Annotated in this window: 13 protein-coding genes; 6 read left to right on the plus strand and 7 right to left on the minus strand. The window is 72.6% G+C overall.

Translation table 11 applies throughout. The features are described from left to right. Positions 1 to 8: 8 nt before the first annotated feature. From AB0B55_RS25960 to AB0B55_RS25990, 7 genes are all read right to left on the minus strand, one after another. Positions 9 to 1097: a uroporphyrinogen-III synthase gene (locus AB0B55_RS25960; RefSeq protein WP_355050730.1), complete on the minus strand. Its 1089-nt coding sequence runs from the start codon at positions 1095 to 1097 to the stop codon at positions 9 to 11. After that, positions 1097 to 1444, minus strand: a complete 348-nt coding sequence (nirD, locus tag AB0B55_RS25965; RefSeq protein ID WP_357174506.1) for a nitrite reductase small subunit NirD — start codon at positions 1442 to 1444, stop codon at positions 1097 to 1099. Before nirD ends, AB0B55_RS25960 begins: the two co-directional genes overlap by 1 nt. Before the next feature lie 8 nt (positions 1445 to 1452). Then, a complete protein-coding gene (gene nirB / locus AB0B55_RS25970; protein WP_357174388.1) occupies positions 1453 to 3975 on the minus strand; it encodes a nitrite reductase large subunit NirB in 2523 nt (840 codons plus the stop codon). Then, positions 3972 to 5411, minus strand: coding sequence for an FAD-dependent oxidoreductase (locus AB0B55_RS25975; RefSeq protein ID WP_357126431.1), 1440 nt, complete (start codon positions 5409 to 5411; stop codon positions 3972 to 3974). The genes nirB and AB0B55_RS25975 overlap by 4 nt, the downstream gene beginning before the upstream one ends. Beyond that, positions 5408 to 7528 (minus strand): molybdopterin oxidoreductase family protein, encoded by a 2121-nt coding sequence (locus tag AB0B55_RS25980; protein ID WP_357126429.1) that lies wholly within the window; start codon positions 7526 to 7528, stop codon positions 5408 to 5410. Before AB0B55_RS25980 ends, AB0B55_RS25975 begins: the two co-directional genes overlap by 4 nt. 122 nt (positions 7529 to 7650) lie before the next feature. Beyond that, positions 7651 to 7929 (minus strand): hypothetical protein, encoded by a 279-nt coding sequence (locus tag AB0B55_RS25985; RefSeq protein ID WP_357126426.1) that lies wholly within the window; start codon positions 7927 to 7929, stop codon positions 7651 to 7653. Then, complete coding sequence (locus AB0B55_RS25990; RefSeq protein WP_357126423.1) at positions 7926 to 8186, minus strand: hypothetical protein; 261 nt, start codon at positions 8184 to 8186, stop codon at positions 7926 to 7928. The genes AB0B55_RS25985 and AB0B55_RS25990 overlap by 4 nt, the downstream gene beginning before the upstream one ends. A 275-nt stretch (positions 8187 to 8461) precedes the next feature. Here AB0B55_RS25990 and AB0B55_RS25995 point away from each other — a divergent pair, with 275 nt between their 5' ends. The 6 genes from AB0B55_RS25995 (at position 8462) to AB0B55_RS26020 (ending at position 12391) form a co-directional block, all read left to right on the plus strand. Then, positions 8462 to 9229: a helix-turn-helix transcriptional regulator gene (locus tag AB0B55_RS25995; protein ID WP_357174391.1), complete on the plus strand. Its 768-nt coding sequence runs from the start codon at positions 8462 to 8464 to the stop codon at positions 9227 to 9229. Then, positions 9220 to 9417, plus strand: coding sequence for a DUF397 domain-containing protein (locus AB0B55_RS26000; protein WP_357126417.1), 198 nt, complete (start codon positions 9220 to 9222; stop codon positions 9415 to 9417). The genes AB0B55_RS25995 and AB0B55_RS26000 overlap by 10 nt, the downstream gene beginning before the upstream one ends. 137 nt (positions 9418 to 9554) lie before the next feature. Further along, positions 9555 to 10250 (plus strand): methyltransferase domain-containing protein, encoded by a 696-nt coding sequence (locus tag AB0B55_RS26005; protein WP_357126414.1) that lies wholly within the window; start codon positions 9555 to 9557, stop codon positions 10248 to 10250. 83 nt (positions 10251 to 10333) lie between these two features. Next, entirely contained in the window at positions 10334 to 10597 is a 264-nt protein-coding gene (locus AB0B55_RS26010; protein WP_357126411.1) for a DUF6364 family protein, read from the plus strand. After that, positions 10569 to 10874, plus strand: a complete 306-nt coding sequence (locus tag AB0B55_RS26015) for a hypothetical protein (RefSeq protein ID WP_357126408.1) — start codon at positions 10569 to 10571, stop codon at positions 10872 to 10874. The genes AB0B55_RS26010 and AB0B55_RS26015 overlap by 29 nt, the downstream gene beginning before the upstream one ends. A 131-nt stretch (positions 10875 to 11005) precedes the next feature. Further along, complete coding sequence (locus AB0B55_RS26020; RefSeq protein WP_357174394.1) at positions 11006 to 12391, plus strand: nitrate/nitrite transporter; 1386 nt, start codon at positions 11006 to 11008, stop codon at positions 12389 to 12391. The last annotated feature ends 124 nt before the right edge of the window (positions 12392 to 12515 follow it).

The raw sequence follows: 12515 nt of genomic DNA on the forward strand, positions 1-12515 counted from the left end.
GGCGCGTTTCAGTCGACCCGGAGCCGGTAGCCGCGCTTCACCACGGTCTGCACCACCCGGGGCGCGCGCAGACCGGCACGCAGCCGGGCCACCGCCATCTCCACGGCGTGCTCGTCCGCGCCCCGGGGCAGGGTCCGCAGCAGGGCGGTACGCGACAGCACCCGGCCCGGGGACTGCGCCAGCGCCCGCAGCACGGCCATCGGCGCGGGAGCGAGGGGCCGCAAGTCGCCGTCGATCACCGCGGCGTGCCCGCGCAACGTGAGCAGGTGGCCGCCGGCCTTGAAGGTCACGGTCCGCCGGGGCAGCTCGTCGACGATGGTGCGAACCAGGGCACCCAGCCGGGCGCGGCCGGGCGCGCTCACCGGCACCCCGAGCCGGAGCAACGGCTCGGCGGTCACCGCGCCGACGCAACAAGCCAGCACGTCGGTGCGGAACGCGGACACCACCGCGTCGGTACGGTCGCCGGCCGCCCGCAGCAGCGCCTCGACCGCCGGCGCGGAGGTGAATGTCACCGCGTCCACCAGCCGGCCGGCGATCAGGTCGATCAGCCGGTGCAGCGGAGCAGGGTCCGTCGGTGGCGCCCAGCGGTAGACCGGCACCTCGATCACCGTCGCGCCGGCCGCCTCCAGCGCGAGGGTGCACTCGGGCTGCCGCTCACCGTGCAACTGCATGGCGATCACCTGCCCGGCCACCCCCCGCCGACGCAGGTGGTCGACCACCTCGTCGCAGCTCTCCGACGCCGGTGACCACTGGTCGTGCAGGCCGGCCGCACGGATCGCGCCGCGCGCCTTGGGACCCCGGGCGACGACGTACGAGCTGGCGAGCACCGAACGCAGCGGCTCGGCCAGCCCCCAGCCCTCGGCCGCCTCCAGCCACCCACGCATCCCGATGCCGGTGTTGGCCATCAGGATGTCGGGTGGCTGGTCGAGGCAGGCGCGGGTCGCTTCGCGCAGTTCGCTGTCGTCGGACAGCGGCACGATCCGCAGCGCCGGGGCGAGCACCACGCGTGCGCCCCGGCGTTCGAGCAGCGCGGCCAACTCGTCGCGCCGCCGGTCGGCGGTCACCCCGATGGTGAAGCCGGCCAGTTCTTCCCGCATCAGTCCTCCCGTCGCAACCGCACTTCGACGATCCCGTCGTGGCAGCGCGTGTCGTGCCGGGCCACGGTCACCCCGGGCAGGTCGAGGCACTCCCCGGTGCGCAGGTCGTACACCTGCTTGTGCAGCGGCGACGCGACCGTCGGCACTCCGCCACGGCTGCCCACGATGCCCCGGGACAGCACGTACGCGCCGGTGACCGGGTCGCGGTTGTCGATCGCGAACAGCCCGTCCACGGTGTGGAAGAGAGCCACCTGCACGCCGTCGACCAGGGCGGCGACACCCCGATCCGGTTCCAGCCGGTCGAGAGGGCAGACCGCCGTCCAGCCGAGGGTGGTCCTGGTGGTCATCGTGATGCTCATCGCCGTACCTCCGGAAGGCCGAGCGTGACGGGACGACGGCCGTGGCCGTCGGGTGGGGTGCCGCCGCGCGCCGGCACCGGCTGGCCGCGCTCCACGGCGAAGGTGATGGACGGGTCGGGCACGTCGGGGGCGTTGACGAAGGAGGTGTAGCGGCGCAACCGCTCCGGATCGTCCAGCACGTCGCGCCACTCGTCCGAGTACGACGCCACGTGCTGTGCCATGGCCGCGTCGAGGTCGGCGCAGATGCCGAGCGAGTCGTCCACGATCACGGCCCGCAGGTGGTCCAGGCCGCCGTCCATGGCCTCGATCCAGCCGGCCGTGCGTTGCAGCCGGTCGGCGGTGCGGATGTAATACATTAAAAATCTATCGATTAGTCGAATCAGGGTTTCTGTTGACAAATCAGTGGCGAACAGGTCGGCGTGCCGGGGCCGGAAGCCGCCGTTGCCGCCGACGTAGAGGTTCCAGCCGGTCTCGGTGGCGATGATGCCGAAGTCCTTGCTGCGGGCCTCGGCGCACTCGCGGGCGCAGCCGGAGACCGCCGACTTGAGCTTGTGCGGGGCGCGCAGCCCGCGATAGCGCAGCTCCAGCGCCACGGCCAACCCCACCGAGTCCTGTACGCCGTACCGGCACCAGGTCTCGCCGACGCAGGACTTCACCGTGCGCAGCGCCTTGCCGTACGCGTGGCCGGACTCGAAGCCGGCGTCGACCAGGCGTCGCCAGATCTGCGGTAGCTGCTCCACCCGGGCCCCGAACAGGTCGATCCGCTGCCCACCGGTGATCTTCGTGTAGAGCTGGAAGTCCCGGGCCACCTCGCCGATCACGATCAGCTTTTCCGGGGTGATCTCGCCGCCGGGGATGCGGGGCACCACCGAGTAGCTGCCGTCGCGTTGCAGGTTGGCCAGGAAGTGGTCGTTGGTGTCCTGCAACGACGCCTGCTCGCCGTCGAGCACGTGCCCGTTGCCCAGCGAGGCCAGGATCGAGGCCACCACGGGCTTGCAGATGTCGCAGCCGCGTCCCCGGCCGTGCTCGGCGACCAGCCGGGAGAAGGTGCGGATGCCGCGTACGCGCACGATCTCGAACAGCTCGCGGCGGCTCACGTCGAAGTGCTCGCACAGCGCCGTGGACTGTGCCACCCCGGCCGCGTCGAGAAGCTGCTTGAGCATCGGCACGCAGGAGCCGCAGCTCGTGCCCGCCCTGGTGCACGCCTTCAGCGCCGGCACGTCCGAACAGCCGCCGGCGATGGCGGCGTCCACGTCGCCCCGGGTCACCGCGTTGCAGGAGCAGACCTGCGCGGCGGCGGGGAGCGTCCCGGCGTCCGCGCCGCCGCCGTCGGGGGCGAGCAGGGCCAGCGGCGCGGCCGGCAGCGGGCCACCCACGCTGGCCCGCAGCGTCGGGTACGCGCTGGCGTCGCCCACCAGCACCCCACCGAGCAGGGTGTGCGCGTCGTCGGAGAGGACCAACTTGGCGTACACGCGGGTAGCCGGGTCGGTGAACGTGACGTCCAGGCAGCCCTCGGTGGTGCCGTGGGCGTCGCCGAACGACGCCACGTCCACCCCGAGCAGCTTCAGCTTCGTGGCGGTGTCCGCGCCCGGGAACGTCGCCGCGCCGCCGACCAGCCGGTCGGCGACCACCTCGGCCGTCGCGTACCCCGGTGCCACCAGGCCGTGACAGGTGCCGTCGACCGCCGCGCACTCGCCGACGGCCCAGACCCGCTCGTCGGCCGTGCGGCAGGTCTCGTCGACCAGCACCCCACCGCGCGGACCCAACGGCAGCCCGGCGGCCCGCGCCAGCTCGTCGCGGGGTCGGATGCCGGCGGCCACCACGACCAGTTCGGCGTCGACCACCCGGCCGTCGGACAGCTCCAACGCGGCCACCGTGCCGTCGGCGCCCGCGCGGATCGCCGTGGTGGCGACCCCGAGGTGGGTACGCACACCCAGGTCGTGGACGTAGCGGCGCAGCATCGCGCCGCCGGCCTGGTCCACCTGCACCGGCATCAGCCGGGGCGCGAACTCGACCACGTCGGTGCTCAGGCCGAGCAGGCGCAGGGCGTTCGCCGCCTCCAGCCCGAGCAGCCCGCCGCCGATCACCGCGCCGACCCGCCGACCGGCGGCGTACGTGCGGATCGCCGCCAGGTCGTCGAGCGTCCGGTAGACGAAGACGCCGGGCAGGTCGGCCCCGGGCACCGGCGGCACGAACGGGTACGACCCGGTGGCCAGCACCAGCGCGTCGTAGTGGTAGTCGCCCTCGGCGGTGCTCACCACCTGCCGTTCCCGGTCGATGGCGGTGGCCGGCTCACCGAGGCGCAGCCGCACCCCGTCGTCCGGGGTGTGCACGTTCAGTTCCTCTTCGCTCACCCCGTCGAAGTACGCCGAGAGACGCACCCGGTCGTACGCCGGACGCCTCTCCTCGGCCAGTACCGTGACCCGCCAGTGGCCCTGCGGGTCACGGGCGCGCAGTGCGTCGACGAAGCGTTGCCCCACCATGCCGTTGCCGACGACGACCAGGTCCGCGCCGCTCATCGCGTCACCTCCACAGATTCCGCTTCGGACAACCAGTCGACGATGCCGCCGACCGCGTCGCGGCATCCGCCGCATCCCGTGCCGGCCCGGGTGCCCGCCACCACCGCGTCGACCGTCCGCGCGCCGGAGCGCCAGCAGCGCACCAGCGCTCCCTTGGTCACGTTGTTGCACTGGCAGACGACGGCCGCGTCCGGCATCAGCGCCGGTGACGCGCTCGGCGTCGAGACGGCCCCGCCGAGCGCCCGGCCGAGCAGCAGGGCCCGCCGGTCGGCCGGTACCGGGTGACCCCGGTCGAAAAGTTGGATCACCGTGCCGATCGCCGGGTTGTCGCCGAGCAGGATCGCGCCGATCAACCGCTCGTCATGGATGCGCAGCCGGGCGTACGTGCCCCGGGTCGGGTCGGTGAACGTCAGCTCCTCGCCCGGCGGGCCGCCGACCGCCTCGCCCATCGCGGCCAGGTCGATCCCGGCCGCCTTGAGCCGGGTCACCACCGGGCGGGGCCGGTACCGGGCGAGCGGGTCCGTGCCGGTCAACACGTCGGCGAGCACCCGCGCCTGGGCCCACGCGGGCGCGACCAGTCCGGTGAGCGTCCCGTCGTGTTCGGCGCAGTCGCCGAGCGCCGAGATGGACCGGTCGTTGGTGCGCAGCCGGTCGTCCACCACCACGCCGCGCCGCACGGCCAGCCCGGCGGCCTGCGCGAGGGCGGTGTCCGGGCGTACCCCGCAGGAGAGCACCAGCAGGTCGGCGTGCAGCGACCGGCCGTCGGCCAGGTCGAGTCGGACGCCGCTGTCGTCCGCCGCCACCCCGGTGGCGGGCACCCCGAGCTGGATCGTGACGCCGAGCCCGGCGAGTGTGCTGGCCAGCACCGTGCCGGCCGCCGGATCGAGTTGCCGTTCCATGAGGTGGTTGGTCGGGTGCACCACGGTGGTGGCCAGCCCGCGCGTGGCCAGGCCCCGGGCGGCCTCCAGCCCGAGCAGCCCGCCGCCGAGCACGATCGCGGCGCGTGCGTCGCGCGCCACGGCCAGGATGCGGCGGCAGTCGTCCAGGGTGCGGAAGGGGACGACCCGCCGGGGCAGGTCGGCCGGGTCGAGGCCGGGCAGGGGCGGCACCACCGCCCGCGCGCCGGTGGCCAGCACCAGATGGTCGTAGGCGATCCGTTCGCCGTCGGCCGTGCGGACCTCGCGGGCGGACCGGTCCACGGCGGCGACCGTCACGCCCGAGCGCAGGTCGATGCCGTGCCCGGCGGCCTCGGTCAGCTCCACGTCCGGTTCGTCGATGCGGCCCGCCAGCAGCGTGGACAACATGATCCGGTTGTACGCGCGGTGCGGTTCCGCCCCGAGGACGGTGACCTTGCGCTCGTCCCCGCGGGCGTGCAGCTCGGTCGCGAGCCGGGCGCCGGCCATGCCGTTGCCCACGATGACCACCCGGGCGGTCATGCCTTCTCCACCCGGACCGCGCAGATCTTGAACTCGGGCATCCCGGAGATCGGGTCAACCGCGTCGTTGGTCACCGAGTTGGCCCGCCCGGCGCCCGGCCAGTGGAATGGCGCGAAGACCGTGTCCGGCCGGATACCCGGGCTGAGCCGGGCCGGGGCGCGCAGCTCGCCCCGGCGGGACGTGACCCGCACCGGGTCGCCGTCGTCGATGCCCAACCGGGCGGCCAGGTCGGGGTGCAGCTCGACGAACGCCTCGGCCGCCGCGCGACGCAGCGCCGGTACCCGGCGGGTCTGCGTGCCGGACTGGTACTGGGCCAGCACCCGGCCGGTGGTGAAGTGCAGCGGATACGTGGCGCACACCTCCTCGGCGGCCGGCCGGTGGTCGACGGGGTGGAACCGGGCCCGGCCGTCCGGGGTGGCGAACCTGTCGGCGAAGAGTCGTGGCGTGTCCGGCCCGTCCGCGCTGGGACACGGCCAGTGGACGCCGTCGGTGGCGTCGATGCGCTCCCAGGTGATGCCGGCGTAGTCGGCGATGCCGCCCGCGGAGGCGCGGCGCAGATCGCCGAAGACGGTGGCCGGGTCGGTCGGGAACCGCGCCGCCGCCGTCTCGGCGTCGCCCAAGCGTCCCGCCAGGTCGGCGAGGATGGCCAGGTCGGTGCGGACGTCCGGCGGCGGTGGGCGCAGCGCGCGCCGACGCAGCACCCGACCCTCCAGGTTGGTCATCGTGCCGTCCTCCTCGGCCCACTGGGCGGTGGGCAGCACCACGTCGGCCAGCGCCGCCGTCTCGGAGAGCAGTAGGTCGGCGACGACCAGCAGGTCGAGGTCGCGTAGCCGGCCCTCGATCCGGGCGGCCCGGGGAGCGGAGACCACCGGGTTCGAGCCGAACACCAGCAGCGCCCGGGGACCGTCGGCGGTGCCGAGCGAGTCGAGGAGCTGGTACGCCGGCACACCGGGACCGGGCAGCTCGTCGGCCGGTACGCCCCAGACGCCCGCGACGTGTTCCCGGGCCGCCGGATCATCGATCCTGCGGTAGCCGGGGAGCTGGTCGGCCTTCTGCCCGTGCTCCCGCCCGCCCTGACCGTTGCCCTGGCCGGTGAGGCAGCCGTACCCGGAGCCCGGTCGGCCCGGCAGGCCCAGGGCGAGGGCCAGGTTGACGTACGCGGTGACGGTGTCGACGCCCTTGGCGTGCTGCTCGGCTCCGCGCGCGGTCAGGATGATCACCCGGCCGCCGGTGCCCAGCGCGCGGGCGGTCGCCTCGAGATCGGCCACCGGCACCCCGGAGAGCTGTTCCGCGCGGGCCGGCCACCAGGCGGCGACGCTGCGGCGGACCGCGTCGAAGCCGGTGGTGCGCTCGGCCACGTACGCCTGGTCGACGCAGCCCTCGGTGAGCGCGATGTGCAGCAGCGCGTTGGCCACGGCGAGGTCGGTGCCGGGCAGCGGTTGCAGGTGCAGGTCGGCCTGGCGGGCGGTGGCGGTGACGCGGGGGTCGACGACGATGAGCTTCCCGCCGCGTTGGCGCTGCTCGGTGAGCCAGCGCACCAGCGGCGGCATGGTCTCCGCCGGGTTGGCGCCGACCAGCAGCAGCGTGTCGGCCTGACCCAGGTCGGACAGGGGGAACGGCAACCCTCGGTCGATGCCGAAGGCGCGCATCCCGGCGGCGGCCGCCGAGGACATGCAGAACCGCCCGTTGTAGTCGATGTTGCGGGTACGCAGTGCGACCCGGGCGAACTTCCCCAGCGCGTACGCCTTCTCGTTGGTCAGCCCGCCGCCGCCGAAGACGGCGACCGCGTCCCGCCCGGAGCTGTCCTGGATGGCGCGTACGCCGGTGGCGACCCGGTCCAGCGCGGCGTCCCAGGTCGTCGGGCGCAGCTCGCCGCTGACGGTGTCACGCACGAGCGGGCTGGTCAGCCGGTCCGGGTGGTCGAGCAGCTCCGCCGAGGTCCAGCCCTTCTGGCACAGCCCACCCCGGTTGGTCGGGAACTGGCGGGGGAGCACGCTCACCCCTGCCTCGTCCTCGCGCAGGGTCATCCCGCACTGGAGAGCGCAGTACGGGCAGTGCGTCGCCACCTCCCGGGGCGTACGCCCCGATCGAGTTGCCGGCCGTGCACCGTCTGTCATGTCGGCAAAGCGTGCCGCCGGGCAGTTTCCAGTCCGGGTCCCTTCTGTTTCGGTCCTGTCAAGTGGGCCTCACACCGCACGGGAGCAACGGGCGTGACGGGTAGGTGGCGGCGGACCGACAGTCACCCCTCCAGGTCGGCGCGGTTCGGTCGGCGGGACAGCGAAAGCCAGCCCAGAAACCGGGCGTGAAGTGCCCGCAGGTCAGGATCAAGACCCAGGGCGTACCGGTCGGCAACCGCGTCCTGCATGTTCGCTGCCAGGTAGAACGCCAGGGCGATCGAATGGCCGTGGAACTCGGTCGCGAGGTGAAGCTGTGCCGGCGGGCACGGCCAGGGAGCGGCACAGTTGCCGCAGAGCCACGCCGGGCGCATCGGATGGTGCGGGCGAGGACGACGGGTCATCGAACACGCACCGGACCGCGCCTGACGGGAGTGCGGGTGGTCGAGCGACGGGCCGCCGGGGCGGACGCGCCCGCCCAGATCAGGCCCACCGGCATCACGAACAGGGACCGGCGCGCGACCGCGTCGCCATTCGGGGCCAGCTCGTAAGCGTCAATCCACAGCCACCCGTCGTACGTCGGCCAGTCGAGCACGCGAATCACGCGGACGAAGATCGGGTGCAGGAACTGCACACTCGCGGCACGCGTCAGGTGCAGCACGTCACCCGTGTGTGGCTTCCGCGGTGTGGGCTTCGGTGTGGGTCTCCGATCCGGCGGCTTGTCCGGCACGGTGCTCTCTCCCCCTGGTCGTCACTGTGGGAAGGGGCCGCCCCGCGATGCCCACGGGCCAGGGGCGGCCCCGATACGAACGCGTCCGCCGGGCTCTGATCCCTACCGGCCGCACCGCCTGATCTCACCTTGCGGGCAGTAACAGGACAAGAACAGCCCGTAGCGATATGGTCGCGAGACATTCCGCGCATCCGAGGGGGGAAGTCGTGAACGATGCGCTACGCGCCGCGCTAGCAGAGACGGGTCATTCGATTGAGTCCCTGGCAGGGCTGGTCGGGGTCGATCGGAAGACGGTCGCGCGCTGGCTGAACCACGACCACATTCCCCACCCCCGACACCGGGAGGCGGCGGCGAGTGCGCTCCGACGGCCCATAGGGGACATCTGGCCGGACACTTCAAGACGCCGCGAGCCAATTTGGTTCCGACCATGGCAGGAGATTGAGCGCGAGGCGATCTCGCTGCGGTCGTTTCAGTCGACCGTCCTCCCCGGCCTCCTCCAGACCGAGGCATATGCCCGCGCCGTGCTCGCCGGAGCCGACGTCATCGCCCGCAGCGACGTCGAGCGACACCTGGCCTCACGGCTCGCCCGGCAAAGCATCCTGACCCGTGAAGACCCGCCACACTTCACCGCCGTTGTCGACGAAGCCGTGTTGCGGCGGCCGGTCGGTGGACGCGCCGTCATGCGTGAGCAGGTACGGGCCCTCGTCGCCGCGTGCGGGGCCCCGCACGTCCGCGTGCACATCGTCCCCTCCACCGTCGGCGCGTACGCTGGCCTGAATGGACCCTTCGTGATCGCCGTGGGGCCTGAGCATCGGATTGCCGGTTGCCTCGACAATCAGCTTCAGGGGCAGGTCGTCACCGGTGCTGAGGACATAGCGGCGATGCTGGCCGCGTGGGAGAACGTGCGCGGTGAGGCGTTGTCCCACTGGCAATCCGTCGAGCTACTTACGGAGATGGCGAAGACATGGAACTGACCGGCGCGCAGTGGCGTAAGAGCACCCGCAGCAGCGGCAATGGCGGCGACTGCGTCGAGGTTGCGGACAACCTGCCTGGCATCGTCGGTGTGCGGGACTCGAAGGACCCGGCAGGGCCGGTGTTGGCCTTCGGGTCAGCGGCTTGGCAGGCGTTCGTCGGTATGGCGAAGGCACACGACCCGGCCTGAACAGCTAGACGTAGCGGCCCCCGGCTCCTGAAACCCACGAAGGGTGCCGGGGGCTTTCGCGTGTCCGGGGTCGGCGGCGTTGGCCCATCGGCGCTTATAATGTGGGAAATCTGTCTCACTAAATGGGAGTGCGCGCGATGAGTGTGGTGGACGTTTTCGACGCGGTGGCCGGCACCTACGACGAGGCGCGGCGGCGGCTGGTGCCCTGCTTCGACGCCTTCTACGGCACGGCCGTCGAGGTGGCCACACCACCGCTGCGTGCCGCGCTGGCGGCGGGGCGTACCCCCGAGGTGCTGGACCTGGGCGCGGGCACCGGGCTGCTCTCGCTCCTGCTGGCCGCGGCGGTGCCCGGGGTCCGGCTGACCCTTGTGGACGCCGCGCCGGCGATGCTGGCCCGCGCCACCGACGAGCTGTCGGCGCGTTCGGTGCCGCACCGGACCGTCCAGGCGGACCTGTCCGACGAGCTGCCCCCCGGCCGCTACGACGCGGTGGTCAGCGCGCTCGCGATCCACCACCTGGACGACGACGGCAAGCGGGCGCTCTACCGGCGGGCCGCCGCCGCCCTGACGCCCGGTGGGGTGTTCGTCAACGCCGAGCAGGTCGCGGGGCCGACTCCCGCGCTCGACCAGCGCTACGACGAGGTGTGGATGGCGCGGATCGCCGAGTTGGGGTCGTCGCCGGAGGAGATCGCCGCCTCTCGGGGCCGCATGCGCTACGACCTTCCGGCGACCGTCGCCGACCAGTGCCGATGGCTCGACGAGGCCGGCCTGGTCGACGTCGACTGCTACTTCAAGGAGTGGCGTTTCGCGGTGTTCGGCGGACGTGCCCGCTGACGATATGCACGTTTCGACACCCGGGAGCGAGCCGGCCACCGCGTGGATGACTGACAGTCATACCGATGGGTAGTCTCACCGGCATGACTGCCAAGGTGACGCTATCGTTCACGGACGAGACGATCGAGGAGGCCCGACGCTTCGCCAAGCGCGAAGGGCTGTCCCTCTCGGCGTGGATGGACCAGGCCGCCCGGGAGAAGGCGCTGCGCGAGGTCTTCACCGCGCACGCCGCCGCCGTGGGACGCGCCGGCCTCGACCTGGAGTCCGCCGCCCTCGCCGACGCCCGCGAGGTGGGCATGGTCAACGACCTCTTCTCCGGTGAACCGCCGCGTGCTGCGCAGGGGTGAGGTCTGGCGCATCGAGGGCGCCCGGGAACGCCTCGGTCTGGTGATCAGCTCGGATGTCTACAACTCCACCGACGTGCCCATCGTGATCGTCGTCGAGGTGGTCGAGGAGTCGCTGCTGCGCGACTCGCCCCTGGCCGTGCCGATGGGCGCGTACGTGGTGATGCCCGACCGGATCTCCTCGCCCATGAAGAAGTGGTTCACCGAGTGCGTGGACGTCGCCGACACCGACACGATGCTCCGGGTCGGCCGCGCGCTGCGCATCCTCCAACAGCTCTGAATCGACGGACCTCACCAACGCCCCCGGCCCGTGGTGCGGCAGGCGTTTCCGGGCCGACCCACGACAGGCACTGCCAGGTAACTCCACCTTCCTAGCGTTTTTCCTCGTCAGATCGACGAGGAGGAGCCGCCGTGAGCACGCTCACCAGCACCGCAGTCACCGCCGACCCACCTGCCGTCACCGGGCGTCGACGCCCGCTGGACGACTGGCGGCCCGAGGACCCGGACTTCTGGCGTACGACGGGCGCGCCGATCGCCCGCCGCAACCTCTGGGTGTCGATCTTCGCCGAGCACGTCGGCTTCTCCGTGTGGAGTCTCTGGTCGGTGACCGTGCTCTTCCTCGGCCCCGCGTACGGCATCGACCCGGCCGGAAAGTTCCTGCTCACCGCCGTGCCGGCCGCGCTGGGCGCGGTGCTGCGGCTGCCGTACACCCTGGCGGTGGCCCGCTTCGGCGGGCGGCGCTGGACGATGATCAGCGCGCTTCTGCTGCTGCTCCCGACGGTGCCGATGACGATCCTGCTGGAGCCGGGGGTGTCCTACTCCACCCTCATGGTGCTCGCCTGCCTCACCGGCGTCGGCGGCGGCAACTTCGCCTCCTCGATGGCGAACATCAACCTGTTCTACCCGCAGCACCTCAAGGGACGCGCCCTCGGGCTCAACGCCGGTGGCGGCAACCTGGGCGTACCGGCCGTGCAGCTCGTCGGGCTGGCGGTGCTGGCCACCGCCGGCGCCGCGTACCCCCGGTTGGTGCCTGCGGTGTATCTGCCGCTGATCGTGCTGGCCGCGCTGGCGGCGGCCCGCTGGCTGGACACCGTGCCCGGGGCGCGCAACGAGCCGGGAGCGCTGCGCGAGGCGGCCCGGGACCCGCACACCTGGGTGATGTCGTTGCTCTACATCGGCACCTTCGGGTCGTTCATCGGGTTCGGTTTCGCCTTCGGCCAGGTGCTCCAGCTCCAGTTCGCCGACCGGTTCCCCACCCCCGTCGACGCCGCCTGGCTGACCTTCCTCGGGCCGCTGATCGGTTCGCTGGTCCGGCCGCTGGGCGGGCACTTCGCCGACCGGCTCGGCGGGGCACGGGTGACCTTCTGGAACTTCGTGGCGATGGCGCTCGGCGCCGGCATGGTCCTGTACGCGGCCCGCGAGCGCTCGTTCGGGCTCTACCTGGCCGGATTCCTGGCCCTCTTCGTCTTCTCCGGGATCGGTAACGGCTCCACGTACAAGATGATCCCGGCGATCTTCCGGGCCCGAGCGGCGGACGCGGTGGCCGACGGCACGCGCGACCCGGAGGCCGCCGCCCGGTGGGCGCGACGGATGACCGGCGCGTTGATCGGGATCGCCGGCGCGATCGGGGCCTCCGGCGGGGTGCTGGTCAACATCGCCTTCCGCCAGTCGTTCCTCAGCTCCGGCAACGCGGACGCCGCCTACCTGGCGTTCATCGGCTGGTACGCGCTGTGCTTCGCGGTCACCTGGGTCGCCTACCGTCGTCCGGGGTCGCCCCAGCGGCTCGCCGGCGTGTGAACCGGGTCACGGCCGCCGCGCCCGAGCGCGGCGGCCCACCCCCGTTTTGACCTGCCGATGGGGCGCCGGGTATCGTTGCCTGCTGTTGTACGACATCCAGAGGCGTGCCCTATCAGGTACGCTT

It is taken from the genome of Micromonospora sp. NPDC049107 (assembly GCF_040648595.1).
Classification (GTDB): Bacteria; Actinomycetota; Actinomycetes; order Mycobacteriales; family Micromonosporaceae; genus Micromonospora.

Coding starts and splice junctions, on each gene's coding strand:
- AB0B55_RS26010 (WP_357126411.1), top strand. CDS start 10,334: ATGACTGCCAAGGTGACGCTATCGTTCACGGACGAGACGATCGAGGAG.
- nirD (WP_357174506.1), bottom strand. CDS start 1,444: ATGACCACCAGGACCACCCTCGGCTGGACGGCGGTCTGCCCTCTCGAC.
- AB0B55_RS25980 (WP_357126429.1), bottom strand. CDS start 7,528: ATGACAGACGGTGCACGGCCGGCAACTCGATCGGGGCGTACGCCCCGG.
- AB0B55_RS25960 (WP_355050730.1), bottom strand. CDS start 1,097: ATGCGGGAAGAACTGGCCGGCTTCACCATCGGGGTGACCGCCGACCGG.
- AB0B55_RS26005 (WP_357126414.1), top strand. CDS start 9,555: ATGAGTGTGGTGGACGTTTTCGACGCGGTGGCCGGCACCTACGACGAG.
- nirB (WP_357174388.1), bottom strand. CDS start 3,975: ATGAGCGGCGCGGACCTGGTCGTCGTCGGCAACGGCATGGTGGGGCAA.
- AB0B55_RS25985 (WP_357126426.1), bottom strand. CDS start 7,929: ATGACCCGTCGTCCTCGCCCGCACCATCCGATGCGCCCGGCGTGGCTC.
- AB0B55_RS26000 (WP_357126417.1), top strand. CDS start 9,220: ATGGAACTGACCGGCGCGCAGTGGCGTAAGAGCACCCGCAGCAGCGGC.
- AB0B55_RS25975 (WP_357126431.1), bottom strand. CDS start 5,411: ATGACCGCCCGGGTGGTCATCGTGGGCAACGGCATGGCCGGCGCCCGG.